The organism is Nitrospina watsonii (assembly GCF_946900835.1).
Lineage (GTDB): Bacteria > Nitrospinota > Nitrospinia > Nitrospinales > Nitrospinaceae > Nitrospina > Nitrospina watsonii.
In genome coordinates, this window is the sequence record NZ_OX336137.1 from 2,861,871 (window position 1) to 2,888,790 (window position 26,920).

General features: G+C 58.9%; 25 protein-coding genes and 1 riboswitch. Of the genes, 13 read left to right on the forward strand and 12 right to left on the reverse strand.

Going from position 1 to position 26,920, the window contains the following annotated elements; translation table 11 throughout:
• Window positions 1–2 precede the first annotated feature (2 nt).
• From QML71_RS13395 to QML71_RS13410, 4 genes are all read right to left on the reverse strand, one after another.
• Entirely contained in the window at window positions 3–962 is a 960-nt protein-coding gene (locus QML71_RS13395; RefSeq protein WP_282012430.1) for a transporter, read from the reverse strand.
• Window positions 931–1,446: a heavy-metal-associated domain-containing protein gene (locus QML71_RS13400; RefSeq protein ID WP_282012431.1), complete on the reverse strand. Its 516-nt coding sequence runs from the start codon at window positions 1,444–1,446 to the stop codon at window positions 931–933. Before QML71_RS13400 ends, QML71_RS13395 begins: the two co-directional genes overlap by 32 nt.
• Before the next feature lie 18 nt (window positions 1,447–1,464).
• A complete protein-coding gene (locus QML71_RS13405) occupies window positions 1,465–3,870 on the reverse strand; it encodes a heavy metal translocating P-type ATPase (protein ID WP_282012432.1) in 2,406 nt (801 codons plus the stop codon).
• A gap of 75 nt (window positions 3,871–3,945) precedes the next feature.
• The gene (locus tag QML71_RS13410) at window positions 3,946–4,677 is read right to left on the reverse strand and encodes a hypothetical protein (protein ID WP_282012433.1); all 732 of its coding nucleotides are present in this window, start codon (window positions 4,675–4,677) and stop codon (window positions 3,946–3,948) included.
• Window positions 4,678–4,773: 96 nt separating this feature from the next.
• On the opposite strand from QML71_RS13410, the gene QML71_RS13415 reads away from it, so the two are divergent.
• A complete protein-coding gene (locus QML71_RS13415; RefSeq protein ID WP_282012434.1) occupies window positions 4,774–5,172 on the forward strand; it encodes a MerR family transcriptional regulator in 399 nt (132 codons plus the stop codon).
• A 217-nt stretch (window positions 5,173–5,389) separates the two neighbouring features.
• Here the strand turns inward: QML71_RS13415 and QML71_RS13420 are convergent, their stop codons facing one another.
• From QML71_RS13420 to QML71_RS13440, 5 genes are all read right to left on the reverse strand, one after another.
• A complete protein-coding gene (locus QML71_RS13420) occupies window positions 5,390–6,088 on the reverse strand; it encodes an HAD-IA family hydrolase (protein ID WP_282012435.1) in 699 nt (232 codons plus the stop codon).
• A 318-nt stretch (window positions 6,089–6,406) separates the two neighbouring features.
• The gene (locus QML71_RS13425) at window positions 6,407–6,676 is read right to left on the reverse strand and encodes a hypothetical protein (RefSeq protein WP_282012436.1); all 270 of its coding nucleotides are present in this window, start codon (window positions 6,674–6,676) and stop codon (window positions 6,407–6,409) included.
• An 18-nt stretch (window positions 6,677–6,694) separates the two neighbouring features.
• A complete protein-coding gene (locus QML71_RS13430) occupies window positions 6,695–6,988 on the reverse strand; it encodes a hypothetical protein (RefSeq protein WP_282012437.1) in 294 nt (97 codons plus the stop codon).
• Between the two features lie 366 nt (window positions 6,989–7,354).
• Complete coding sequence (locus QML71_RS13435) at window positions 7,355–8,101, reverse strand: phosphocholine cytidylyltransferase family protein (protein ID WP_282012438.1); 747 nt, start codon at window positions 8,099–8,101, stop codon at window positions 7,355–7,357.
• A 29-nt stretch (window positions 8,102–8,130) separates the two neighbouring features.
• Entirely contained in the window at window positions 8,131–9,816 is a 1,686-nt protein-coding gene (locus QML71_RS13440; RefSeq protein ID WP_282012439.1) for an SH3 domain-containing protein, read from the reverse strand.
• A gap of 72 nt (window positions 9,817–9,888) precedes the next feature.
• Window positions 9,889–9,990: riboswitch (TPP riboswitch) on the forward strand.
• A gap of 95 nt (window positions 9,991–10,085) precedes the next feature.
• Here QML71_RS13440 and thiS point away from each other — a divergent pair.
• From thiS to QML71_RS13465, 5 genes are all read left to right on the forward strand, one after another.
• On the forward strand, window positions 10,086–10,343 hold the full coding sequence (gene thiS, locus QML71_RS13445; RefSeq protein WP_282012440.1) for a sulfur carrier protein ThiS: 258 nt from the start codon (window positions 10,086–10,088) through the stop codon (window positions 10,341–10,343).
• Between the two features lie 9 nt (window positions 10,344–10,352).
• Entirely contained in the window at window positions 10,353–11,147 is a 795-nt protein-coding gene (locus QML71_RS13450) for a thiazole synthase (RefSeq protein ID WP_282012441.1), read from the forward strand.
• A gap of 314 nt (window positions 11,148–11,461) precedes the next feature.
• Entirely contained in the window at window positions 11,462–12,145 is a 684-nt protein-coding gene (thiE, locus tag QML71_RS13455; RefSeq protein ID WP_282012442.1) for a thiamine phosphate synthase, read from the forward strand.
• Window positions 12,145–14,058: a phosphomethylpyrimidine synthase ThiC gene (gene thiC, locus QML71_RS13460; protein WP_282012443.1), complete on the forward strand. Its 1,914-nt coding sequence runs from the start codon at window positions 12,145–12,147 to the stop codon at window positions 14,056–14,058. The genes thiE and thiC overlap by 1 nt, the downstream gene beginning before the upstream one ends.
• A 175-nt stretch (window positions 14,059–14,233) precedes the next feature.
• The gene (locus tag QML71_RS13465) at window positions 14,234–14,953 is read left to right on the forward strand and encodes a tetratricopeptide repeat protein (RefSeq protein WP_282012444.1); all 720 of its coding nucleotides are present in this window, start codon (window positions 14,234–14,236) and stop codon (window positions 14,951–14,953) included.
• 464 nt (window positions 14,954–15,417) lie between these two features.
• Here the strand turns inward: QML71_RS13465 and recN are convergent, their stop codons facing one another.
• Together recN and QML71_RS13475 are read right to left on the reverse strand one after the other, a co-directional pair.
• Window positions 15,418–17,130 carry a DNA repair protein RecN gene (recN, locus tag QML71_RS13470; RefSeq protein ID WP_282012445.1) on the reverse strand — a complete coding sequence of 571 codons (1,713 nt, stop codon included), beginning with the start codon at window positions 17,128–17,130 and terminating at the stop codon, window positions 15,418–15,420.
• Window positions 17,131–17,140: 10 nt separating this feature from the next.
• Window positions 17,141–17,899 carry a TRAP transporter TatT component family protein gene (locus tag QML71_RS13475; RefSeq protein WP_282012446.1) on the reverse strand — a complete coding sequence of 253 codons (759 nt, stop codon included), beginning with the start codon at window positions 17,897–17,899 and terminating at the stop codon, window positions 17,141–17,143.
• A gap of 233 nt (window positions 17,900–18,132) precedes the next feature.
• On the opposite strand from QML71_RS13475, the gene QML71_RS13480 reads away from it, so the two are divergent.
• The 3 genes from QML71_RS13480 (at window position 18,133) to QML71_RS13490 (ending at window position 21,351) form a co-directional block, all read left to right on the forward strand.
• Window positions 18,133–18,729: an MlaC/ttg2D family ABC transporter substrate-binding protein gene (locus tag QML71_RS13480; RefSeq protein WP_282012447.1), complete on the forward strand. Its 597-nt coding sequence runs from the start codon at window positions 18,133–18,135 to the stop codon at window positions 18,727–18,729.
• Between the two features lie 94 nt (window positions 18,730–18,823).
• Window positions 18,824–20,155, forward strand: coding sequence for a 30S ribosomal protein S12 methylthiotransferase RimO (gene rimO / locus QML71_RS13485; protein ID WP_282012448.1), 1,332 nt, complete (start codon window positions 18,824–18,826; stop codon window positions 20,153–20,155).
• Between the two features lie 101 nt (window positions 20,156–20,256).
• Complete coding sequence (locus QML71_RS13490) at window positions 20,257–21,351, forward strand: 6-phosphofructokinase (protein WP_282012449.1); 1,095 nt, start codon at window positions 20,257–20,259, stop codon at window positions 21,349–21,351.
• 757 nt (window positions 21,352–22,108) lie between these two features.
• Here the strand turns inward: QML71_RS13490 and QML71_RS13495 are convergent.
• A complete protein-coding gene (locus tag QML71_RS13495) occupies window positions 22,109–22,417 on the reverse strand; it encodes an MTH1187 family thiamine-binding protein (protein ID WP_282012450.1) in 309 nt (102 codons plus the stop codon).
• A gap of 124 nt (window positions 22,418–22,541) precedes the next feature.
• Here QML71_RS13495 and pheA point away from each other — a divergent pair, with 124 nt between their 5' ends.
• Genes pheA through QML71_RS13515 form a run of 4 tightly spaced genes read left to right on the forward strand, consistent with a single transcriptional unit; the run spans window position 22,542 to window position 26,919 of the window.
• Window positions 22,542–23,615: a prephenate dehydratase gene (gene pheA, locus QML71_RS13500; RefSeq protein WP_282012451.1), complete on the forward strand. Its 1,074-nt coding sequence runs from the start codon at window positions 22,542–22,544 to the stop codon at window positions 23,613–23,615.
• Window positions 23,616–23,622: 7 nt separating this feature from the next.
• Window positions 23,623–24,498 (forward strand): prephenate dehydrogenase, encoded by an 876-nt coding sequence (locus QML71_RS13505; protein WP_282012452.1) that lies wholly within the window; start codon window positions 23,623–23,625, stop codon window positions 24,496–24,498.
• Window positions 24,495–25,175 (forward strand): (d)CMP kinase, encoded by a 681-nt coding sequence (gene cmk, locus QML71_RS13510; protein ID WP_282012453.1) that lies wholly within the window; start codon window positions 24,495–24,497, stop codon window positions 25,173–25,175. The genes QML71_RS13505 and cmk overlap by 4 nt, the downstream gene beginning before the upstream one ends.
• 52 nt (window positions 25,176–25,227) lie before the next feature.
• Window positions 25,228–26,919: a 30S ribosomal protein S1 gene (locus tag QML71_RS13515; protein ID WP_282012454.1), complete on the forward strand. Its 1,692-nt coding sequence runs from the start codon at window positions 25,228–25,230 to the stop codon at window positions 26,917–26,919.
• Window position 26,920: the final 1 nt, after the last annotated feature.

Sequence of the window (26,920 nt, forward strand, 5' to 3'; positions counted from 1 at the left end):
TTTTAGAAATTAAATCGGAAACCGAAGAGAACGATATATTCTTTTTCCAAGGCGGTGCCGTTCAGGTCCTGAATTACGGGAAGCTGTACGCCGCCTTCCACAATCCAGCGGCGGGTCACATATTGCAAACCCGGCGTGAGAAACAGCGTGGTGCCGCCAGAATTGGGATTCTGGATTCCGTTATTTTTGTTTTGGTCCATGTAAATCAGGTTGCCTTCCAGAACGGCGTACAAGAACCCGGGAACCCCGCTCTCCAGGGTGGCAGGCAAGAGGCGGTGTTGCAGAGAAGCGTCGAACCGGGCGATATCTCCCAACTCAAAATCATTGGCCTCGGTGTTCACCTTGTAACTGAGCTGAGTGTCGACCTGAAAGTCCAGAGTCTGGTAGGTGGCCACAATCCCCGCGAAGGGATCGGCCGAACCGGACCCCGGCTGGACGCTGGGAGGCAACCGGCCGAACGCATCGGTTTCCTCATCGTCTCCAGTGGGCAACTCCACGCCTACAAAGGGAGCGACCCGGAAAGTCCTGCCCGGAATGTTGTCTTCGATCACGGTATAACGTCCGAACAAAGTGGCATCGCCGATACCATTCGCATCCCGGGAACGCCGTTGCCCCATGGAAGTGATGTCCAAACCCTTATCCACATACGGCAGGACACCGAACAGCGCGAAATCGCGGGTCACTCCGTAGCCGAGAACGGATACGGCGGCAAACGCTTTCCGGTCCCGCTCCGCGCCGCTGGGGTCATCGCCCGATTGATCGAGAACAAACAGTTCGCGGAAAATGAATTCTTGCTCCGCAACCGGCAGGGCCGTATTGAAGGTGATGGGCGCGGACCAACCTGTTCCGCTACCAATCAGCAATAAAAAAAGTCCTGCCGCACCACTTAAAAAAATAAACTGTTTCACAAAACCTCCACGCCTTGAAACCCTACTTTTTACTACTTGGATTTTTCTGTTCATCCTTTTGGACCCGTTCGAAATCGCGCAGGGTGAAACCAGCGGCTTCCACCGTTTTTCGGGCCGTGTCTTCATCCAGAGTAGCGCCCGGTTTCATGGTGATGACCGTCGCACCCGTTTTGAGATCGATATCGATGGTTTGCACGCCTTCCACCTCGTTGAATTTTTTCTCAATGCCATAAGTGCAGAACGGGCAGGACAGGCCGTCAACATATACTTTGTAAACAGGTTTGCTTTCCTGAGCGGTGACCTCGCCTAAGCTGAGAGCCCAAGCGAGAAAGAAAACTCCCGCAACCTTGCTAAAAAAAGAAACTTTGGAAATTAAAAATGACATGGGACATCCGTTGAGTTGAACAGTTGTTGAATTGGGTACATGCAGGACAAGCCGTAGCCCTTCATCAAGGAAAATGTGGGCAACTATTAAGGCGATGACCCGGCCTTCAGCCGCCCGCTGTATGTGGGGAACCGGAGGCCGGGAATCCGCCATTGCTGTTTCCGCATTCACTCACTGCGCGGACCCCATCGTGCAGGTGAAGCCGTTTTTGCCGAGCACGTTCATGAGCTGTTGTTCCTGCACCTTGGCGGGTTCGTAGCGGATGGCGACCCGTTTTTGCTCGACGTTGGGTTGGATTTCCAGAACACCGGGCAGCAACTCCAGCGCGGTGCTTATTTTGCTGGCGCAGCCTTCGCACACCATGTTGGGAACCTGAAACTCCACCTCAGCGGAAACCGTTTCCGTCCCCGCTTCGTCACGTTGCAGGTTGAGGAACCGGATGCGAAGCGTGTTGAGCAGAATGGCGAAGATGCTCAGGATCATGACCATGATCGCTAGCTCGGGCGTCACCAATCCCATCGCGGCCAGCACCATGCCGACGATGTTGAACAGCACGGCGACCACGACATTCGCGGTCAGCGTCCGGTAACTGGCCTTGCCCAGGATGAGGGCGCTGACCACATCGTCCAACCGGTCGCCGATCAGGATGACCCCGGCGGACTCGATGGCCACGTCGGTGCCCGCGCCAATGGCGATGCCGGCATTCGCCTGCGCCAGAGCGGGCGCGTCGTTGATGCCGTCGCCCACCATGGCCACCTTCCGTCCCTCCGATTGCAGTGTTTCAATGGCGGATACTTTGTCCGTAGGCAGAAGCTCCGCATGGACCTCGTCGATGCCAAGCTGTTTGCCGATAGCTTCCGCCACGTTTCGGATATCGCCGGTCAGCATGACTGTCTTGATGCCCCGGCGGCGCAGTTTTTCCATCACCCGTTCCGCGCCCCGGCGGGGAACGTCCTGCAGTCCAATCGCACCGACCGTGGTTTCCCCGCGCGCGACAGTTACCACGGTTTTGCCTTCGGAGGCCAGCGCGTCGATGCGGGCACGCATGTCTTCGGTCAGACGCACCCCGTTCTCTTCGAGGAAGGCGGGCCTTCCGGCCAGAACGCGTCCGCCGTCCACATTACCCGAAACGCCCTTGCCCGGCGTGGCGCGAAATCCATCCACATCAAGTTTGCCGACACCTTCCTTTTGCGCGTAAAAACCGATGGACAGGCCGACGGGATGCTCCGATTGCCGTTCCACCGCTTCCGCCCATTGCAGGACCTGTTCGCGGGAGGCGCCGAACGGAACGATGTCGGTGACCGTCGGGCGGCCGTAGGTCAGGGTGCCGGTCTTGTCGAAGACAACCGTATCCACGGTCGAGAGTTCCTGAAACACTTCACTGGCCTTGACCAAGAGGCCGATGGCCATGCCCCGGCCTCCGGCGATGGCCGCCAGCATGGGCGTGGAAATGCCCAGCGCGCATGGATACCCCATGATGAGCGTGGTGACCAGCACCACCGTCGCCTGCAGGTAATCGCCGGTCGCCAGTCCCCAACCCGCAAAAGCCAGAATCGCGACGATGAACACCACGGGACCGTAATAGTTCATCAGCCAGTCGGCCAGCAGTTCGATCGACGGCTTGCGCTCAGCGATCCGAGTCATGAGGCTGACGATCTGGTTCAGAAAACTATCCTGCCCCACTTTCGTCGTGCGAATCTGCAAACTGCCGTCGAGATTCAACGTCCCGCCGAGGACCGGATCGCCCTGTTTGCGGATGGGCGGAACGGATTCGCCAGTGAAACTCGATTCGTCCACACTGGCCGTGCCCTCGATCACTTCTCCGTCCAGAGGGATGCGTTCGCCCGGACGGACCATCACCACCTCACCAATGGCGATCTCTTCTGTAGGGACTTCCACCGGTTCGCCGCCGCGCAGGACGCGGGTGCGGCGCGGTTGCAGGGCCAGCAGTTTGCTGACCGCTTCCGAAGCCTTCTTGCGGGTGTCCAGCTTGAAGTAGCCGAAGAACAGATGCAGCGCCATCAGCCAGGTGGCGACCGGCAGGAAATTCGGCCAGCGCGGATCGAACAGGGACAGGGTGCCGATGACAAACGATCCCCAGGCACCCGCCGAAAGCAGGACGTTGGCATTGATCACCCGCTGGGTGAGCACCAACACGGTCTTGCGGAGGATCGGGTAGCCCACCCACAGCAGGACCACCGCCGCCACGGCGAAACTGAACCCGGCCCTGATTTGCGCAGGCAGTCCGAACAAATTCAGCGGATCGACCGCGAGCACGATCACCGCCAGGATCATGCCGATGATGCCGCGTTGCTTGATGAGCTTGTGGATGCCCTCATCGGTCGCGGCCTGTTGTCCCTGTGTGCCCGAAACGGTGTAGCCGAGTTTTTCGACGGCCTGGGCCAGATCGTCCCGGTTCATCTTCGAAGTGTCCGCCTCGACCAGGACGATGCCATGCACCAGGTTCACCATGACGCTTTTGATGCCGTCGTAATGCTTCAACGCACGCTCGATGCTCATGGTGCAGAACGAGCACATCATTCCGGAAACTTTAATTTGTACGGTTTCCGTTGCCATAACGGACCTCCTTATTCCAACCCGGCCAACACCCCGTGTTCCAGGGAGTGCCGTACCGGGATCCAATGTGTTTTGTTATTGCGCCGGCCTAGCGGCCTTTTCCGTATCGCCACAAGCCGGGCAATCGGTATCAACGCGATCCGGTTTTTTGGGCCAGGCGTTCCAGACAAAAGCCATGAACAAACCCGCCATGCCCCCGTATTCCACAAAGGGCTGGTTGAAATAAAATTTTCCCGCAAGAAGAAAGACGGAACCCACCAGTCCTAAAAAAAACGGACCGTATCCCCGCCGCCGTCCGGCCCGGTAAGCCAGCACGCCCAGCGCGGGCACCAGAAACACGGCCATCATGGGCAGGAGCCACGGCGTGTAGTTGATGAAGTCCAACCCCATCACGCCCAGCAGCCACGCATACGCGGGCCAGCAGGCCGGGCAGGTGAGTTTCGGCAATAACGCCACCCCCAATACCGGAACCACGCCTGAAAACTTTTTCAGATTTTTTTCAGCATGCGGTTTCAGCCTGCGCAGGATGACATCCACCGGCGGCGCACCGTGGAATCCGCCTTTGCCGTCGGCGTACAACCGGCAATGCCCGGCTTCCGTGTCCGGCGACAGGGCGACGTCCCGGCCATGAATGAGAACGGTCGGCGAGCCATACCGCATCACATACGGCGGGCTGGCCGGGTCACTGCGCTCCCATTCCTGCCAGGTGAGCGGCATCCCCACCGCCGTCAAGGCCTGCCGTAAATGATCCCGTGCAGCCTCCACGTTGGGACAATCCTTGTCGTAAACGAGCTCGATCCAGTTCATGACATTTCCACTTCCTTTTCGTTCGTCATGGGTTTAGCATAGAATCTGTAGTCACTACAGGTTCAAGGGATTTTTCAAAATTTTTCGAGGCGAGTCATGGCAGGGCAAATGACCATCGGCGGGCTTTCCAAACAAACCGATTGCAACATCGAGACGATCCGTTATTACGAAAAAATCGGCATGCTGCCCACGCCGCGCCGCACCGGGGGCGGTCACCGCGTGTACAACGACGAGCACGCGCGGCGTTTGCAGTTCATCCGCCGGGCGCGGACGCTGGGGTTTTCACTGGATGACGTACGCAGGCTGCTGGCACTGGCGGAGGGCAAACCCAAATCCTGCGGCAAGGTGAAAACGCTGGCGGAGGCGCATTTGGAGGACATTCAATCGCGCATCCGCGATTTGAAAGCGATGGAAAAAGTGCTGAAACAACTGGTGAGCCAATGCACCGGTCGCACCGCCCCGGACTGCCCCATCATCGACAGCCTGCAGCATTAGAGCAATGGCAGATACAATGGGATGCGGCGGAGCATCAACCCATAGATTCTTCGTCGCTTCCGCTCCTCAGAATGACAACACCAAGGCCGGTCTGTCATTCTGAACGCAGTGCAGAATCCAGGTTCTGATTTTGGAAAATGGCAACCCGTCTGAGATGGGGCCACCAAGCCCCGCCTGCCTTGAAAGCATTCCCCACGCGCTTTTCCTACGCAGTGGATCAGGCGTTTTCCATAACCAGTTCGTGGAAGGACTGGATGCGGGGGTGGGTGTCGGGGAAGCGGTTGCTGCGGTCGATGAGGATGGGGTGCACGCCGGCGTTTTGCGCGCCGGTGACGTCGGTCGCCACTTCATCCCCGATGTGGCAGGCTTCGTGCGGCTGGACGCCGCTCAATCTCAGCGCTTCCTGAAAGATACCGAGGTCCGGCTTGGCCGAGCCGACCACGGTGGAGGCGAGCACGAACTGGAAATACTTGCCCAGCCCGGTGTTGTCGATGATCTCCGGCAGGCGCGAGTCCCAGTTGGAGATCACCCCCAGCACCACGCCGCGGGCTTGCAGTCGATCGAGCAGGCCCGACTCGGTGACGTCCTCGAACACCTTCCAGCAGTCGCTGCCACGGAACACGTCGTAGATTTCGTCGAAGTAGGCGTCGAAGCGTTGCAGTCCGTAGGGCTCGAACACGCGCCGCACCAGTTCCTTCCAGAACCCGCGTTCCACCTCCGGCCCCTTGGCGGTGCCCAGCGATTCCATGCCGCCCAGGCCTTTCCAGTGGGTGCGGAAATGCCGGTTCAGGTCGTCGGGCTCGCCGTCGAATCCGTAAGCCCGTGCGTATTGCGCATAGACGTCGCCCACGGAAGGGTGGACGCGCAACAGCGTGCCGCCGACATCGAAAAACACCGCCTTGAAATCCTGAATCACGCCAACGCCTCCTGCTGTATGCCTGCCGAAAAATAGCCTTTACATAAGTCATTAAAACAAGTCAGGGGAAGCCACCCTCACCCCAGCCCTCTCCCGTCAAGGGAGAGGGGGTATTGAAGGTCCCTCCTCCCCTGGTGGGAGAAGGTTAGGATGAGGGGGATTCATGACTTTTCCTCTGTTCGGGGATCAACGACAATTCTTGTCTATCCCGAAATCAGTTGTGCAGAGCTCTCTCAAAAAAAAGACGCGCACCCAAGGGGTGCGCGCCCGCTTGCCGTAACGACAAGTATAACACCAAATGCAGGGAGGAAGATGCAGTCAGTGCCGGTCTGGAAACAGATTGACGATGGTCGCAACCACGGCCAGCAGTGCGGTGGAAAACCCGGCGTACCAGCCCAGAGCATTGCGGCCAAACAGATCGATGAGAGGAGATTGATTCAGAGTGTAAAGCCAGAACATGGCGAAGAAATACAGCACGGCGAGTCCGAGATACAGGCGGCCCAACAACCACAGAATGGACACCGCGCCCAGCACCAGAATGGTTCCCTCGACGGTCACTTCACATTGAGTCGGCCACATGGTCGTCATCTCCGGTGTCCGCGCGCCTCAGCGATGGCTCTGGTGCACGAAGGTGAAGAGAAGCAGGAACCCGGTCACCATGGTGAGAAACATGACCACGATCACGCTGGTCGGCGGCGACTGCAACATGGCGATCAACGTCAGCTTGTTGGTCGAAACCGCCAGATACATCCAGGACAGGAACCCCGTCCACACTGCGGTTTTGTATTTGCCCCAGATGAGAAGCAAACCCACGATGGCCAGAATCGGTCCCAACTGCTGAAGCGGAAAAGACAAATTCAACTGACTGAAATATTTTGTGACTTCTACCATCATGTTCATGGCTGAAACATCTCCCAAAAAAGAAACCAAAACGATCCGGTCACTCAATTTCCAAAGCTATACCGGGATAGAGCAAGCCATGTGCCAAAGCCCGCTATCGTATCGTCACAACTCGCGATGAACTGACTAAAACCAATAAATTCAATTTTTTAAATTCAGCGTGCCACGCGGCGGGTTTCTTATGAGGTTCGGCCATAGACGGGCATAATTATAAAAAAAGATACTATTGCATTTTTTATGTTATGAATTTTTACAACTATTACGCATGAATGATCTATTTAGAGCACAAGGAGGGCGATCAAAACGCCGCCAAGGGGTGCCAAGGCCGGGAAGGGTTGGTTCCTGACTGACTATAAAAGGGGAATTTCAGTAAATTTCGGGATTCTGATTGAACCGGGCGAGGGCTTCTTCGTAATCGTCCTGCGTATCAATTTCTATACACCCGTCCTGAAGAATGTAGAACGGGGAGATCTGGGCGCCGGGGGCGAGCTCCGAAAGCGGGATTTCCCACAGGCTGGTGTCCCATTCATCAGGGCAGGCATCGTAGAGGTCGATCAGCGCCTCCGCCAGCCGGGGCGTCAGCAGGAAAAAGCCGATGGCCTCGCCCGCCACCTTGTACCGCAGCTTTTCTTCCGCCGTCAGGTCGCGCTTGGTGACAAAGGAATGGATGCACAGGGATTCGTCGAGCAGCACCTTGCTCGCCTCGGTATCGTTGACATCCACCGACACCACGGCAAACGACGGCGCTTGCGAGTTGCTCACGTACTTTTCCAGCACCCGGCGCGGGTAGAGCACGTCGCCGTCCATGACCAGCAGGGTGCCTGGGCGGTCGCGCAGGCCCAGCACCAGCGACAGCGTATTGCCGGTCTCCAGGTAGTCGGGGTTGTCCACAAATTCGACGGGCATGGCGCCGCCCAGGCCGCGCACATAGTCCTTGACCGCGTCGCGGTTGTGGCCCACGACCAGCACGGCTTTTTCGATGCCCAACTCCTCAAGAATGCGGAGGTGGCGCGACAGCAGCGTTTCGTCGCCAAAGGGCAGCAGGCTTTTGTGCGGGATGTCATCGCGCCCGAGACGCGATCCATAGCCCGCGAGAAGGATGATGGCTTGCATAAGAGTTGCAGATTTTACTAGGCCGTCGCTCAGGAAGCAACGATGGATTTGTCATCCAGTGCGTCGAAGGGGATGCGCCACGAGGTGCGGGGCAGTTTGGAGGCATAAGTGCGGCTGATCCAGCCCGGCTTGCCCTTGGTGAACTCCACCTGAAACCAGAGCGTCGTTTCTTTCAGCAGCGGCACTGTATCGCCCGCCTTGAGCTTGCCGATGCGCTTGCCGTTTGCGACCGAGGGTTCCGAGCGCACATTCAGATAGGTGCCGGGCTCGACCTTGACCACCACCATCACACGCTCCGGAGCGGATTGCGGTTTCGTTTCGGTCAGCTTTTTGGCAACGGACTCAGCTTCAGGTTGTTTTTGCGAGAAAAGTTTTTTTTTGGATGCGGTCTGTTTTGATTTGGGGAAAGAGGAAGGCGGCGTCGGCGCGACCGGCACCTTCTTGGTTTTGGCCTGGCTGTGCTGGGACGCGCTTTCCTCGGCCAGCGCCTCAAACGGGGCGATCATCTTCAGGTCGTCCGGCACGTCCACCGGTTCCGTGAGTTGCGTCACCGGCACCTCCTGCGTGCCGGAATTTTGAGGCGTCGGCATGTGCTGGCTGGTCTGGTCGGGCAGCACCGCGGTTTCCTCCGGCGGCGTCGGGGCCTCCGGCTGCACCTGCATGTCCTGATCATCGAGGCTCTTCAAAAAGTCGTCGAGCGCCTCGTCCGAGATCTCCGACCCGAACGGCTTCACTTTCTTTTTTGTGACCGCATCCTCCGGCCCGGCTTTGGCCCCCGCCGTCGCGTCCGGTTTCACCTGCACCGGTTCCTTGCTGCCGGCCGTGCCAAAGCTTTCGGAGTTGAAAAACGGGTCCTGGGAAGGTTTCAGCCCCGCCTTGGGCGCCTCCGTCTCCTCGACGATGGTTTCATCCAGCGTCTCGTCGATCAAAGGACTCTGCATGGTTGCCGTTTTCTTCTTGTCCTTTAAGAGCGGCGTCTCCACCGTCGTCTTCGGCGGCGCTTCCGGAACCGGCGGCGCCGTTTCCATCGTCTCCGGTTCGTTCGACAGGAAGCCGGGGATCAGCGAGGACAACCCGGAAGACTCCGGCTGGGCGTCGCCGACACCGAGCTCCTTCAGCCGCTGGCGGGCGCGCTGGGCATTGATGCCTTCCGGATATTTCTGGATGAAATCGCGGTAACTGTCCGCCGTGTCCACGCGCCGCACCTGTTCAAAGATTTTATCCTCGACCTTTTCAATGCGGATCTGGATGCCCTGCTGTTCCTCCTGCGACGCGATCTGGCGCAGGCGGTCGAGCTTTTCAATGGTGGCGTCGAAACGCTTGTCCTCATACAACAGGTTGGCCTGCAACTTGAGCGCGTCGGCCAGGTTCTGCTTGAGACGCGGGTCGGTCGGTTCCAATGCCAGGCCCTGTTCGAACTGCTGCGTCGCCTGTGTCAGCTTGTCCTCCAGGTAATACACGCGGCCCAGGTTGTTGTGGCCGTGGATCGACTGTGGGTAGCGCTTGATGAACACCTGCCACAGTTCTTCCGCCTCCTTCAGGCGGCCCCGGTTCTGCGCATCGAGGGCTTTGTAATACAACCGATTGTCCTCCACCTTCAAATCCGGAGGAGGTGTTTCATAGTGCGGCGTCAGGCGTTTCGGCGCGCAGGCCGTGGTGATCAGCAGGAGCAGCCCGATGAGGGACCATATGTATTTGTTATTTAAAGGGAACATGTTAAAAGGATAACCATTTTTTCGGAAAGGTCAATAACTCTTGACTTAGATTTTATTTTGAGTAATCTGGAAAAAATTTGCCAGGGGTGTTCTCTTGAACTGAGAGCTCGTTAGGGCAACCCTCTGAACCTGATCTGGGTAATGCCAGCGAAGGGATGGCACATAATAATGCACCGTTATTAAGGCTGTACCCTTCTTTTTACCAGGCGGGGGTGCGGCTTTTTTTGTTTGCGCTTTTCCCCCTCCCGGCTTGAATCCTGAGGTAACGCATGCTGCGTCTGGTCATCAACGGCGAAGACAGGCACACCGAGTCCAGCCAGAACATCCTAGATTTGTTGCGGGAGTTGGACATCACCGGCAGCCACATTGCCGTGGCGGTCAACCTGGAAGTCATCCCGCGCGCGGCCTACGCCGACACCCGGCTCAAGGAAGGCGACAAGATCGAAATCGTGCACGCCGTGGGGGGCGGAACAGGACTCCCCGGCTGCCCGTCAAACCCGATAACCCATAACGCAACGCTTTGCTGAGAATACACTATGACCACCGCAACAGAAACCGACAGTCACCAACTCAAAATCGGCAACAAGACATTCAACTCGCGCCTCATCGTCGGCACCGGCAAGTACCCGTCGTTCGAGATGAACAAGCAGGCGCTCGAAATTTCCGGCGCGGAGATGATCACCGTCGCCGTGCGGCGCATCGAACTCGACAAAACCAAAGAGTCCATCCTCAACTACATCGATCCCAAAAAGTACACGTTGCTGCCCAACACCGCCGGGTGTTTCAACGTCAAGGAAGCGGTGATGACCTGCCAGCTCGCGCGCGAGGCGGGGCTGGGCGACTTCGTCAAGGTCGAGGTCATCGGCGACCCAAAAACCCTGTTCCCGGACAACGAAGCCACGCTCGAAGCCTGCAAGCTGCTGGTGAAGGACGGCTTCACCGTGCTGCCTTACTGCATGGACGACGTGGTGTTGTGCAAGAAACTGGAAGACGCGGGCTGCGCCGCTGTCATGCCGCTGGCCGCGCCCATCGGCTCCGGGCTCGGCATCCGCAACCCCTACAACGTCAAACTGATTCTGGAAGCGGTGAAGGTGCCGGTCATCATCGACGCCGGCGTCGGCACCGCCTCCGACGCGGCCCGCGCCATGGAACTGGGCGTCGCCGGACTGTTGATGAACACCGCCATCGCGCAGGCAAAAGATCCGCTGAAAATGGCCAAAGCCATGCGCCTGGGTGTGGAATGTGGACGCCTGGCGTTTGAGGCCGGACGCATCCCGAAAAAACTGTACGCCACGGCAAGCAGTCCGCTCGACGGATTGATCGACGTGTGACCGGGTTGCAAAAACAAAACATAGATTCTTCGTCGCCTCCGGCTCCTCAGAATGACATTCTAAGGTTAGCGTGTCATCCTGAGCGAAGCGAAGGATCTATGTGTCCTGTTTTCCCTCCCCTCCTTTCCAAGGAGGGCTGGCCAACGGCCAGAGGAAACAGGCTGTGTCCGGAAGATGGACGAGAGTCGTTAGCGCAGTTTTAAATGGATTCGCGTTTGCTCCGGCTCCGAGCCGGCCCCTCCTTTGCAAGGAGGGGATTGAGGGGAGGTAATGAAGCTTCTTCCTCCTGTAACAAATATCAAGGTCTCGTGCTGATGACCGGCGAAGAGCAACCGATGAAAACGCGGCTCATTAAAGATGTGGCGCAAGTGAAAGCGGATCAGCTGCGGTTGCTGCTGATCACGGACCTGAAAGACATTCCGCGCGACCGGCATCTGGATACGGTCGAGGCCGCACTGAAAGGCGGCGTGCGCGATCTGCAACTGCGCGAAAAAGATTTGCCGTTGCCCGACCTGTTTTCACTGGCACTGGCACTGCGGCAATTGACGTCGCACTACGGTGCGCGGCTTTACATCAACGACCGGCTGGACATCGCCCTCATGACCGGGGCCGACGGCGTGCACCTGCCGGAAGCGGGCCTGCCCGCAGGTGAGGTGAAGGCGCGTTACCCGCACCTTTTGGTCGGCGTGTCCACGCATTCGTGGGAGGCGGCCAGGCAGGCGCAGGAAGCCGGGGCCGATTACATCACTTTCAGCCCCATCTACGACACCCCGTCGAAACGGGAGTACGGCGCGCCTCAGGGATTGGACGCGTTGAAAGAAGTCACCGAGCGGGTCCATATCCCCGTTCTGGCATTGGGAGGTATCAATCTGACACGCATCCCGGAGGTCAGGCGGCACGGCGCGTATGGAGCCGCTCTCATCCGCGGGATCTGGAACAGTTCAAATATCGAAAACGCATCGTCGCAATACATGCAAGCCATCAAAGGAGAGTTCTGATGAATATGCCCAAACGCCCTTCCGGCACCGCCCAGAAGGAAGAGCTTCAACTCACGCGGGACCCCATCTCCCCGAACAGCCGCAAGGTGTACGAGTCCGGCAAGCTGTTTCCGGAAATCCGGGTGCCGTTCCGGGAAGTGACGCTGTCGCCGACCGCCATCCACAACCCCCAGCCCGACCAGCCGACGGAGGAGCCGAACGATCCGGTCCTGATCTACGACACCTCCGGACCCTACACCGATCCGGAAGTGGAGATCGACGTGCGCCAGGGTCTGACGCCGCTGCGTGAGCAATGGATTCTCGATCGCGGCGACGTGGAAGCCTACGCCGGACGCAGCCTGCGCCCGGAAGACAACGGCTACAAAACCGAAGAACAGATGGAAGGCGTTGAACGCTTCGACCGCGGCAGCCGCAAGATTTACCGCGCCAGGCCGGGGTGCAATGTGAGCCAGATGCACTACGCGAAACAGGGCATCATCACCCCGGAGATGGAATACATCGCTATCCGCGAAAACGCCAAACGCCGCCAGTTGCTGGAAGACGCCGAGCGCGAAGGCCGCCTGGCGGGCAACAGTTGGGGCGCCGCCATCCCGCAGGAGATCACGCCGGAATTCGTGCGTGACGAAGTGGCTAAGGGCCGCGCCATCATCCCGGTCAACATCAACCACCCGGAAATCGAGCCGATGATCATCGGCCGCAACTTTCTGGTGAAGATCAACGCCAACATCGGCAACTCGGCCATCGCCAGTTCCATCGAAGAAGAAGTCGAGAAGATGGTGTGGGCGACGCGCTGGGGCAGTGACACGGTCATGGACCTGTCCACCGGCAAGAACATCCACGAAACGCGCGAATGGATCATCCGCAACAGCGCCGTGCCCATCGGCACCGTGCCCATCTACCAGGCGCTGGAAAAAGTCAACGGCAAGGCCGAAGACCTGACCTGGGAAATCTTCCGCGACACCTTGATCGAACAGGCGGAGCAGGGCGTCGATTACTTCACCATCCATGCCGGGGTGCTGTTGCGCTACGTGCCGTGGACGGCGAAACGCGTCACCGGCATCGTGTCGCGCGGCGGCTCCATCATGGCCAAATGGTGCCTGGCGCATCACAAGGAAAACTTCCTCTACACGCACTTCGAGGACATCTGCGAAATCATGAAGGCGTACGACGTCGCCTTCTCGCTGGGCGACGGCCTGCGGCCGGGCTCGCTGGCGGACGCCAACGACGCGGCGCAGTTCGGCGAGCTGGAAACGCTGGGCGAGTTGACCGAGATCGCGTGGAAGCACGACGTGCAGACCATGATCGAGGGACCGGGCCACGTGCCCATGCACCTCATCAAGGAGAACATGGACAAGCAGTTGAAGGAGTGCAAGGAAGCGCCGTTCTACACGCTGGGGCCGCTGACCACGGACATCGCGCCGGGCTACGACCACTTCACCAGCGGCATCGGCGCCGCCATGATCGGCTGGTTCGGCTGCGCCATGCTGTGCTACGTCACGCCGAAAGAACACCTCGGCCTGCCCGACCGCGACGACGTCAAGCAGGGCGTCATCACTTACAAGATCTCCGCCCACGCGGCGGACCTTGCCAAGGGGCATCCGGGCGCCAGGGTGCGCGACGATGCGCTCAGCAAGGCGCGCTTCGAGTTCCGCTGGGCCGACCAGTTCAATCTGTCGCTCGATCCGGAGACCGCGCTCAAGTACCACGACGCCACGCTGCCGGCGGAAGGCCACAAGCTGGCGCACTTCTGCTCGATGTGCGGACCGCAGTTCTGCTCGATGAAGATCACGCAGGACGTGCGCGAGTACGCGGCCAAGCAAGGCGTGGAGGAAGACAAGGCGCTGGAGAAAGGCATGGAAGACATGTCCGAAACCTTCAAACAAAAAGGCGCGGAAATCTACCACCAGATGTAACGCGACCTCGACAAATCCCTCTGCGTCCTGGAAAAAGCGCAGGGGGATTTTTTTTGCGGAAATGCGCCGGAGGTCAAGTCCTTTCAAAGACTCCAGGTCCCAGGCTTTTCAAAATTTGGATTCCACCCGCCATTTTTTTTGTTAGGATGGGCCAACACTCCACAGGAATATTTTCATGGCCAATCTCGACACCATTCTTTCCGTCATCGTCGGCCTGCTGATCGTGGGTGCGGCGGTGTACGTGTTCCGCTCGCGCAAGTACGAGCCGCCCCCCGACCGCGAACAACCGCCGTGGGAAGTGCCGCTGCAACCGGGTGCCGACGAGCCGCAGTTCTCGCCGGAGGACCGCAAGTTTTTCGAGGAAGTGCTGGGCGTCGATGTCGATGAACACAAGGAATTCTTAAGGCCACTGGCGGCATTGGAAGAAGCGCAGGGGGTGCACTTCCGCGACCTCTACGCCAGCAACGAAGACCTGGCGTGCAATTTCTGGGAAGGCGTCGCGCATTCCTATTTCGAGGAAAAGCATTATGAGCGGGCCGCCGACTGCTACCTGAAGTCGCTCGACTTTCATCTCAAGCAATCCACGGAAGAGACCTCCGAAACGGCGCAACTGCGCTGCAACCTGGGCGTCGCCCTCACCGAAACCGGGCGCGGTAGCGAGGCCATCCACCAGTTCGAAAAATCCCTCCACTTCAACAACGAATGCGGCGAGGACAACCGCGAAGTGATCGCCACTCTGCTGCACAACCTGGGCTGGGCGTGGGAAACCGACGGCGACAACACCAAGGCGCTCGACTACTACGAACGCTCTCTCGCCCTGTGCGAAGAGATCGGCCACCAGGATGGCATCGAAAACCTCAAACCGAAAATCCAGACCCTCCAACACGAAAAATAGCGGACTGCCCGGCCAGGCCGGGAGCAAACGGGCTACTGCCCCATAGTCGCACAATGCCTTTTTATCCTCCCCTCCTTTTCAAGGAGGGGATTGAGGGGAGGTTACCGATGCCCCTTTCCTCTTTTATTCTTGCTTGAGAGCGCTCGCGGAATGATGGACCAAGGCAAGAATTATTAGTAACCCCTCCTTGATCCTCCCCTTGAGAAGGGGAGGAAATAGAAAAATGTAATTCAAAATTGCGCCCACGGACCATCGTTCCCCAACCGGGCATTACCCCGTTTTCTCCCCACGTAGTGGGGCTGCGTCCAGGGGAAATAATTGCCATTAGGAATGCGCTCGGAGGTCATCGTCCGCTCAAAAACGGACTAGCCCGCTTCCTCCCCACGCAGTGGGGCCGGGCCACGCCCGGAGGGAACAGTTTGTATTTGGAACGGGCCCACGGGTCATCGTCCGCCCACCGGGCATTACCCCGTTTCCTCAGGCGTAGCCTGGATCATTTCGCGGGCGTACTGGAGGGTGGCGTCGGTGATGGTCTCGCCGCCGGACATGCGCGCGATCTCCTCCACGCGCTCATCGTAGGACAGTTCGGTGATGGTCGAGCGCGTGCGCTTGCCGGTCACGCTCTTGTGCACGCGGAAATGCGCCGTGGCCATGCCCGCAATCTGCGGCAGATGGGTGATGCAGAACACCTGCTTGCTGGCGGCGATTTTCTTGAGCTTCACGCCCACCTTCTCCGCCACCTTGCCGCCGATGCCCGCATCCACCTCGTCGAACACGAGGATGGGGATGTCGTCCTGCTCGTTCAAAATCGATTTCAACGACAGCATGACGCGCGACAGCTCGCCGCCGGAAGCGATGCGCGCCAGCGGTTTCAAGGCCTCGCCCAGGTTGGGCGAGAACAGAAACTCGACCGAGCCGATGCCCTCGGCGTGCGTTTTCACCGTCTTCTTGTTCCAGGGGGTGAAGCCCTCGGCATCGGCTTCGTAATCGAAGCGCACGCCGAACTGCACGTGCTTCATGCTGAGGTCTTTCAGTTCCTTCTCCACCGCCTTTTGCAAGGTGGCGGCGGCCTGCTCGCGTTTCTTCGCCAGCTCCACCGCGAGCTTCGCCACCTCTTTCTGACGTTCAGCAATTTCCTGTTTCAATCCGTCCACCGCCTCTTCACCGAGTGACAGCGAATCCAGTTCTTCCCCGATTTTTTCCCGGTGTTCGAGAATGACGGCGATATCCCCGCCGTACTTGCGTTTGAGTCCGTTGATCTCCGCCAGCCGGTCCTCGATCTCCTCCAGCCGGGCCGGGCTGAAGTCGATGTGCTTCACGTAATCGCGCAGTTCCGCTTCCAGTTCCTGCGCTTCGATGAATGCATTGCCCGCGCGCGCCGCCTGCGGCTCCAATGCCGGATCGATCTCCGGAAGCTTGCCGAGATCGCGGTCGATGCGCCCCAAAAGCTCGAGCACCGAACCGTCCTGATCGCCCAGCATCGCCAGCGCCTGTTCCAGCACGTCGTGCAGTTTTTCGGCGTGATTGAGTTTGTTTTTCTCGGCGCGCAACTCGTCCTCTTCGCCAATCGTCAGGGCCGCGTCGTCGATTTCTTTGACCTGGAACTGCAACAGGTCCTGCCGTTGCAGGCGATCGCTCTGGTGATTCAACAGGTGGTTGAGTTGTTCGACCTTCTTGCGGTACCCGCTCCACACCTGCTGGAACGCTTTCTTTTCCTTACCGAGTTTGCCAAAGCGGTCGAGCAATTCCACGTGCTGCTCCGCGTGCAGCAGGGATTGATGATCGTGCTGGCCGTGGATGTCCACCAGCCGCTGACCGACGGTCGCCAGCGCCGAAACGGTGAGCGGGCTGTTGTTGAGGTAGGTGCGGTTTTTGCCTTCCAGCGTGATGAGGCGTTTGATCAGGACCTGGTTGTCCTCGACCTCGATGCCGAGTTCGCGGATGAGGTCGAGCGTCACCACGTCGTCCACGGAAAGCACGGCTTCCACCGTGGCGGACGTTTCCGACGAGCGGATGCTGTCGGTGTCGGCGCGCCCTCCGAGGATCAGATTGAGGGCGTCGATGATGATGGATTTGCCGGCGCCGGTTTCGCCGGTGAGGATGTTGAGACCCGGGCCGAACGCCACCGTCAGGTTGTCGATGATGGCGAAATTGGTGATTCTCAGTTCCTGCAGCATGGAGGGGGTATCAATCCAAACGGCGCTCCACCTCGCGCAACAATTCGCGGATGTGCCGGCGGTGGTCTTCCATGTGAGGCTCTTCGTTCACGGACCCGGCCATCTTGAGAGCATCCTGCAATTCCCGCTTCGCATCCCGGTACCGCTTTTGGGACATGTAGGACTGGGCGAGGTAATAATGGTTCTCCCAGTAATCCGGCCCCAGTTGGACGGCGGTTTCCAGATGCTCGATGGATTTTTTCAGATCACCGCCCAAAAAGAAAGGCAATTCGTAAAGCATGCGCCCCAGAGCGCGGTCGGGTCCGCCATGATCCAGCGCCGGGTCGAGCTGCCGCGCCATCTCCATGGCGGTGCGGACGGGATCGATGATGTTCAAACTGGCCCACAACCCCTGCATCTGGCCCTGGCGACCCAGGCACAAGCCGCGCAGGAAATAGGCAATGCCCGCCTGCGGGTTGTGGTCGAGGGCCTTCTCCACGTTTTCCAGGCAGCGGTTCAGGTGCTCCGCCTTCACCTGCGGCTCCCATTGCGCCAGCTTGTAGTCGAGATGGGCGAGCTGGCAGAAGTCGCGATGCGTCAGCGGCTGGTACTGGAAATGTTTTACCAGCTCGATCTTAGTGCGCTGCACCGCATCCCATCCCGCCTCGCCTTCGTACATCGAACAAGGCGCGGCTTCCACTATGGAAGAATGGGCCGCCAGCGGGACCAGGACAAACGCGCAAACCAGAGTCGCGCTCCGCAAAAATTTTTTGAATGGAATGGGTATCATGCTCAACGAAGGTCCAGGCCAGCCCAACCATCAGGCTGGCCTGTCAGGCTGGTCTGTCAGGAAAAACTCCAGCTTTAATTTTTCATCCCCACGTGGAAAGGGTGTTTGCGATATAATCGGTACCATCAGCAGTCGCAAACTCTACGGCAGGGCTTACACACGCTTTGAAATTCCCAACAATCTATCACAACCGCCCGACCCCCTGGCAAGCAATCCTTACCCGCCTGTTCGGGATGACACTCGGGTTGTGCCTGTTGACAACCCTGCTTGCGACGGCCCCGGCCCGGGCCGAAACGCCACAGCAGGCGGTGCAGGCCCTGCTGAACAGCATCCAGCAGGTGAAGGAGATGGAGGCGCTGTCGCCGGAGGAGGCGAGGGCCAACCGTGCTGTCATGGACCGCGCCCTGACGCACCTCGACGTGGCGGAGGTCAGCCAGAAAACGCTCGGCAAACACTGGAAACGGCGCTCCGCCGAGGAACGCCAGCAGTTCACCCAGCTTCTGGGAGAGCTGTTCCGCTATGTGGCGTTTCCCAACTCGGCGAAGTTTTTCCGCGAACTGACGATCGAGTATCAGGACAATTCCAAAGATGGAACCGCCGCCACCGTGCCGGTCGTGGTGCATCATAAAGACGAAGGCGAAATCCGCATCGACTTCGACCTGTTGGAAAACGACCGCCGCTGGCGCGTGGTGGACGTCATCCTCGATGGCGTCAGCATGCGCAACAACCTGAGGACGCAGTTCTACCAGATATTGAAGAAAGACGACTTCGCCGGCCTGGTGCAGCGCATGCAGGACCGGCTGGACACCGCCCGCGGCGGCGGAAGTTGACCCGGTCCTCTCCCTTAGAAAAATTAGGCCCGCGCCCCGCCCTTGCTGTATGATGGCGGGTACTTTGAATCCCCTTTAAATGTAAAGAACGCGCATGAAAAAAATCGGCATGGTCAGCCTCGGCTGTCCCAAGAACCTGGTGGACACCGAAGGCCTGCTGGGCGACCTCAAACAGAACGGTTACGAACTGACCGACAACTCCGCCGAGGCGGACGTGCTCATCGTCAACACCTGCGGCTTCCTGCAATCCGCCGTGGAAGAGTCCGTCAACACCGTCCTCGAGATGGCGCGCTACAAACAAAACGGCGGCAAGTGCGAACGCCTCATCGTCACCGGCTGCCTGGCCGAGCGCCATCCGGACGAACTGTTGAAAGAAATTCCGGAGATCGATCACCTGCTGGGCACCAAGCAGTACCCCATGCTGAAAAATCTGCTGAAGAACGGCGGCAACGGCCAGCGCAACCTCGTGCACGAACCGGCGCAGTATTTCGAAGCCTACAATAACCGCGTCGTCACCACACCGTTTTACTCCGCCTACATCAAAATCGCCGAAGGCTGCTCCAACCAGTGCGCGTTCTGCATCATCCCGAAACTGCGCGGACCCATCCAAAGCCGTCCTGTCGAGTCCATCCTCGAAGAAGCGCGGGCGCTGGCCGAACAGGGCGTGAAGGAAATCAACCTGGTGTCGCAGGACACCACGCTCTACGGCTACGACCTGCGCATGAAGAACGGTCTGGTCGAACTGCTGGAAAAACTGTCGGACATTCAGGGCATCGAATGGATCCGCCTGTTCTACTGCTACCCGACGGTGGTCAACGACGCGTTGATCGACTCCGTGGCCCGGCTCGACAAGGTGGTTAAGTACATCGACGTGCCCCTGCAGCACACGCACGACGTCATGCTGCAACGCATGAAACGGCAGGAACGCGAAGCCGGCGTGCGCACCATGCTGAAGAAACTGCGCGACCGCATTCCCGGTGTGGCGCTGCGCACCACGTTCATCACCGGCTTTCCCGGTGAGACGCCGGAACACTTCGAACACATGGAAAATTTTGTGCGTGAGATGGAGTTCGATCACCTGGGCATCTTTGCCTATTCCGACGAGCCCGGCACCACCGCCTACGACTACGCAGACAAGATCGACCCCGCAATCGGCGAGGAACGCCGCGACCGGTTGATGGCCCTGCAACACGAAATCGCCGCCCGCAACAACACGGCGCGCATCGGCCAGGTGCACCCGGTGCTGGTCGAAGGCATCGATGACGACGGCCTGCTGCTGATGGGCCGCCTGCCGACCCAGGGCCCGGACATCGACGGCCAGGTGATCATCGAAAACAGCCCGGTCGAGCCCGGCGACATCGTCCCGATGCGCATCACCGGATCGCTCGACTACGACCTCATCGCCACGGTGGATGAGACTCGATAAGCATCGAGACCCTTCACTGCGGAAGGATAATAGAGGAAGAATCCCCCTAACCCCCTTTACAAGGGGGGACTGATCGGTCCCCTTCTCCGAGGAAAGTGGACATGCCTTTACAACGCATCGGCATTCTGACCGGCGGCGGCGACTGCTCCGGCCTCAACGCCGTCATCCGCGCCCTCACCCTCTCCGCCATCCGCAACCACAAGCTGAGCGTCATCGGCATCGAAAGGGGTTTTCACGGGCTGGTTTTCAATCAGACGCAGGAGTTGACGCTCCGCAGTGTGCGCGACATCCTGCCACAGGGCGGCACCATCCTCGGCACTTCCAACAAGTGCAACCCGTTCGCCTTCAAGGAACTGCACAAAGACGGACGCATCACCACCCACGACTATTCCGGGCGCGCCGTCCAGACCTTCCGCGACCTCAAGCTCGACTGCCTGTTCGTGATCGGCGGCGACGGCTCGTTGCAGATCGCCCACCAGCTGAGCGAGCTCGGCCTGCCCGTCATCGCCGTGCCCAAGACCATCGACAACGATCTCGAAGGCACCGACTACAGTTTCGGTTTCCACACCGCGGTGCAGGTGGCAACCGACGCCATCGATCGCCTGCAAACCACCGGGCGCAGTCACGACCGGGTGATGATCCTGGAAGTCATGGGACGGGGCGCCGGGTGGATCGCGCTCGAAGCCGGGGTCGCCGGTGGCGCGCACGTGATCCTGATTCCGGAAATCCCTTTCGATTTCGACGCGGTGCACGCGAAGATCAAAGAGCGCCAGGCCTTGCAGGCGCCGTTCAGCCTGGTGGTCGTGGCCGAAGGGGCGATGGAAAAAGACTGCCAGCCGATCACCCAGGAAGCCGCCACCACCCGCCTGCAGGGCGTGCCGCAGTTCGGCGGCATCGGCAACCACCTCGCCAGCCGGCTGGGGCGGGACACCGACCTGGAAGTGCGGTGCACGGTGCTGGGTCACCTCCAGCGCGGCGGCACCCCCATCGCCTTCGACCGGGTGCTGGGTACCGAGCTGGGCAGTTTCGCCCTGCACTCGGCGGTGAAGGGACGCTTCGGCACCATGGTGGCGCTGCGCACGCCGGATCTCAAACTGGTGCCGCTCAAAGAGCTGGCCGGACGCGCCCGGCAGGTGCCGCTCGACTCGCAACTGATCCGCACCGCCGAATCCGTGGGCATCTGCCTCGGCCGCTGACAGGCTGCGCCTGGAGCAGATGGCCGGACGTGGCCCGGAGCAAACAGGCCAGTGCGTTGTGGGCACACGAAGGTCCGTGGGCGCGCTCCTTTACGAGTAGAGGAAGAAACCCAACCCCCTTCGTTCGCCCACCGGGAGGAACCCATTCTCCCTGCTTCCGGTCACGCCGGACCCGGTCTCCCCATGCGTTTTTCCGCCGTTTGCCACCCGCCGGGAGCGCCCTGAAAATATTTGAAAAATTGTTTTGATTTCGTTCTGAAACAGCCCTATATTTTTTGTATAACCTCCCCGTTTTTGGGAAGTTATCCAAAAGTACGTAGGCCACGACGCCTATGGTTTTTTGGTGTTCCTTTTCTTTGCTTGATCGAGACAAAATGGGAACGCTAAAAGGCAGGACCAGGATGCGGGCAACCCAAATTGGACTCTCCGTCAAGAAATTTAAAAACGCCTTTTCAGGCAACTTTATTTTTTCTGGAGAATGAGACCCATGTCCAAGACCGTACGCAGCAACAAACCGCAGATGGAAAAAAACCCGAAACAGCAGACCGGCCAGCCGGAACAGCGCAAATCGGCGAAACCGAAACCGTCTAAAGGCAAGTAATCGGTTCACGGCAACAGTGAAAGCCGGGGAGGTGGTGTCCTGGGCCACCTTCCCCGGTTTTTTTTGTGTTGGCAAAGCCAAGGCGCAGCAGAAGAACCCCCTGCACCCCACAACCAAACAACCGCTTCGCGCCAGCTGAAAACCAGACCACCCCCCCTATTTATTCACTTCGCGGCCGAGGGTTTTTTCGATGGAGGCGATTTTCGAATCCAGCCGCCCCGATTTCCCCTTCCGGTAATCGATCTTGATCGAGCAGGTGATGCGGTTGCAGTCGGAGCTCATCTTCTCGTAGCACTGCTGGATGACGCCCATCACCTCGTCCCATTCGCCCTCCAGGCAGGTGCCCATCGGCGTCAGGCGGTAGGGGACGCCGCTTTTTGAAACGATATCCAGAGAACGGCTGACGTAGGGGCTCAGGCTCTCCCCCTTGTCCATCGGCGACATGCTGAATTCCAAAAGAATCATGATTCCTTGTCTCCCTTGATTACAATGAATTAACCCGGTAAATAGTGCTTGCATTTTAGGCGGGAAGTGTGGAATCATCAAGGCCTCCCACTGGGAAATCCCAAGAAAAGGTGGTAACGCACGTTTGGCCAAAATTGATGAGATCCGTGACCGGATCGACAAGATCGATGAAAAGCTGTTGGAGCTGTTCAATCGACGTGCCGATCTGGCCATAAAAATCGGTAAAGAAAAGTCCAAAAAAAATAATTCGAACCACTTTCACGTTCCGCACCGGGAACGGGAAATCTTCGAGCGCATGAAGCGCCTCAACCCGGGGCCCCTGCCTGCGCATTCCATCGAATCCATTTTTCGCGAAATTTTCTCGGCCACCCTGGCGCTGGAAAAACCGCTGCGCATCGCCTACCTGGGTCCGGAGACCACGTTCTCGCACCAGGCGGCGATCAAACAATTCGGGCATTCCTCGCAGTTCGAACCGGCGACGTCCATCGAATCCATTTTCTCCATGGTCGAGCGCGGTCACGTCGATTACGGCATCGTGCCCATCGAGAACTCCACCGAGGGCGTGGTCAACCTGACGCTCGACTGCTTCGTCGATTCCAACCTGCACATCTCGGATGAAGTGCTGCTTGGCATCAATCTGTACATGCTGTCCAAGTCCAGCGACCTCGCCCAGATCAAGGAAATTTATTCGCACCCGCAGCCATTCGCGCAGTGCCGCAGCTGGCTGAACCGGCACGCCGGGGGCATGGAGCAGATTCCCACGTCCAGCACCGCCGTCGCCGCCGAGGTGGCGAGCAAACACAAGCACGCCGCCGCCATTGCCGGCAAGCTGGCCGCCGAATTTTACGATCTCAAAATCATCGCCGAAAAAATCGAAGACCGCTCGCAGAACACAACGCGGTTTCTGGTGATCAGCAAGGAACCAGCCAAAAAAACCAAACGTAACAAAACTTCGGTCATGTTTTCGATTCAGGACGAAGCCGGATCGCTGCTCAAAATCCTGCAGGTGTTCGGGCGCCACCAGATCAACCTGACCAAAATCCAGTCGCGGCCGTTGCGCAACCGGTCGTGGGAATACCTGTTCTTCGTCGATTTCGAAGGACACATCGAGGACCCGGGCATCGACAAGGTGATCCGCTCCGTCAGCAAGCGCTGCATGTATTTCCGCGTGCTCGGATCGTATCCATGGAACGGTTGATCAGATTATGAACGCTTTCAAACAAATGACCATCATCGGCGTGGGGCTGCTGGGCGCCTCGCTGGCCAAGGTGTGCCGCGAACGCAAGCTGGCGGAACGCATCGTCGGATTCGGGCGCAATGCCGAAAACCTGCAACGCGCAGAACAGCAGAACGTCATCGACCACGGCACCACGGTGATCGAAGACGCGGTGGCCGAGTCCGATCTCGTCGTGCTGTGTTCGCCGGTGGGCACCATCGCCGAACGCTTCCGTGAAATGGCGCCGCACCTGAAAGCAGGCTGCCTCGTCACCGACGTCGGTTCCGTCAAAGCGCCGCTGGTGCGGGACATCGAGCCGATGGTGCCGGACGCGGTGCATTACGTGCCGGCACACCCCATTGCCGGGGCCGAACAGTCCGGCCTCGATGCCGCGACGGTCGATCTCTACGAAGGCGCACGCTGCATTGTGACGCCGACGTCGCAAACGAATCCACAAGCGGTGGAACGCATCCACGCGTTCTGGCAGGATGTCGGCATGCGCGTTCAAGTGCTCGATGCCGCTGAGCACGATTTCATTTACGGTGCGGTCAGTCACCTGCCGCACGTGGTGGCCTTCGCACTCATGAACACCGTCGGCCAGCTCAAGACCCGCGAGCAGGAAGACATCGTCCACCTGTCGGCAGGCGGGCTGCGCGACATCACCCGTATCGCGTCCAGCGATCCGGTCATGTGGCGCGATATCTGCCTGGCCAACAAAACGCACGTGCTGGATCTGATCGACCGGTTTCAGGACGCGCTGGGCGAGATCAAGCAACGCATCGAGCAGGACGATGCGGCAGGACTGAAAGAATCTTTTAAAAACGCCAACGGACACCGCGGCAAACTGGTAGGAAACAACTCATGATCGTCGCCATCGACGGACCCGCGGGAAGCGGTAAAAGCACGGTCGCCCGGCTCGTCGCCGGACGCCTCAAGTTTCAATACATCGAGACCGGGTCCATGTACCGCGCCGTGGCGTGGAAAGCGGACCAGGTGGGCATCGATCCGAAAAACCTGGACCAGGTGGCCACGGTGGCGCGGGATATCCAGATCGAATTCAAACCGGCCGGCGACGGCAGTCAGCGCGTGTTCGTGGAAGGCAAGGAACTCACCCGCGACCTGAAAAACGAAACCATCGGCCGCATGGCGGCGGTGGTGGCCGCCAACCCGGAAGTGCGCGACATCCTCGTGTCCAAACAACGCGAGATGGGAGCCCGGGGGGACGTGGTGATGGACGGTCGCGACATCGGCACCGTTGTGTTTCCCGATGCACATAAAAAGTTTTATCTCGATGCCGATCCCGTGGAACGGGCCCGGCGGCGTTATGACGAAATGAAAGAAGCAGATCCCGGCCTCGTTTTCGACCAGGTGGTCGAACAGGTCCGGCAACGCGATCACGAAGACAAAACCCGCGCCACCTCGCCGCTCAAACCGGCGGAGGACGCGGTGCTGATCGACACCACCGCTCTCAACATTGAAGAGGTGGTGAGCAAACTGGTGCAGGCCATCGAGGCCACACCGGAAATGGAAAACAAGCCGTAAACATTACTAACCCTTTTCAGCAGTACCTGAAACATCCTGGAGGATCCGCATTGTGAGTGAAACAGATTTTGACCTCGACGAAACCGTCGAAGAAATGAGCGAAGAGGACAAGGCAATCCGGGCGGAAATGGAAGCCTACCTGGAAACAAGCATGACCGGGTTCCGCGAAGGCGAAATCATCGTCGGACGCGTGCTCAACCTGGGCAACGGCATGGTGACCGTCGATGTCGGATTCAAATCCGAAGGCGTGATCCACCTCAACGAATTCCCGGAAAGCGAAAAACCCCTGAACATCGGCGACGAGGTCGAGGTGTATCTGGAGCGGGTGGAAGATCAGGACGGCATCGTCGTGTTGTCCAAGGAAAAAGCGAACAAGATCAAAATCTGGGAAAAACTGGTCAAAGCGTTCGAGGCGGAAGAAATCATCGAAGGCACCGTGGTGGCCAAGGCCAAAGGCGGCCTGACGGTGGACATCGGCCTGAAAGCCTTCCTGCCCGGCTCGCAGATCGATCTGCGTCCGGTGCGCAACCTGGAAAAGCTGATCGGCGAAAAGTTCAAGATGAAGATCATCAAGATGAACAAGAAGCGCGGCAACATCGTGCTCTCCCGCCGCGTCCTGCTGGAAGAGGAGCGCAAACACGCGCGCGCCGACACCCTGCAGAAAATGGAAGAAGGCAACCAGGTGGACGGCATCGTCAAGAACATCACCGACTACGGTGTGTTCATCGACCTGGGCGGCATCGACGGCCTGCTGCACATCACCGACATGTCCTGGGGCCGCGTCAACCATCCTTCGGAGATGTTCTCCATCGGCGACAAGGTCACCGTCATGGTGCTCAAATACGATAAGGAAAAAGAGCGCGTCTCGCTGGGCCTCAAGCAGATCACGCCGGACCCGTGGGTGGATGTGGACCAGAAATACCCGGTCAGCACCCGCATCACCGGCAAAGTGGTTTCCATCACCGACTACGGTGCGTTCGTCGAACTGGAAAAAGGCATCGAAGGCCTGGTGCACGTCTCCGAGATGTCGTGGAGCCGCCACGTGAAACACCCCAGCAAGATGGTCAGCATCGGCGACAGCGTCGAGGCTGTGGTGCTGACGCTGGACAAGGAAAAGAAACGCATCTCCCTCGGCATGAAGCAGACCGAGCCCAACCCCTGGGAGAACATCGAGGAGAAATACCCGATCGGCTCCACCGCCGAAGGCATCGTGCGCAACCTCACCGAGTTCGGTGCGTTCGTCGAGCTGGAAGACGGCGTCGATGGGTTGATCCACATCTCCGACATGTCGTGGAACAAGAAGATCAAGCACCCCTCCGAACTGCTCAAGAAGAAAGACAAAGTATCGGCGGTCGTGCTCAACATCGACAAGGACAACTGCCGCATCTCTCTCGGCATGAAGCAGCTGGAAGCGGACCCGTGGGACGACATTCCGGGACAGTACCCGATCGGTATGGAAGTCTCCGGCACCATCGTCAAGGTCACCGGCTTCGGCGCGTTTGCGGAGTTCGATGAAGGCCTCGAAGGCCTGATCCACGTGTCGCAGCTCAGTTCCAAAAAAGTCACGCATCCCGAAAAGGTGGTGAAGGTGGGTGACGAGATCAAAGCCAAGGTGATCAAGGTCGATACCGCCAACAAGAAGATCGGCCTCAGCATCAAGGCGTACGAAGAGAACCTGGACCCCTCCGAAATCGAGGACGTTCAGTTGGATGAAGAACCGAAGGAAGACAGCGAAAACTCCTGAC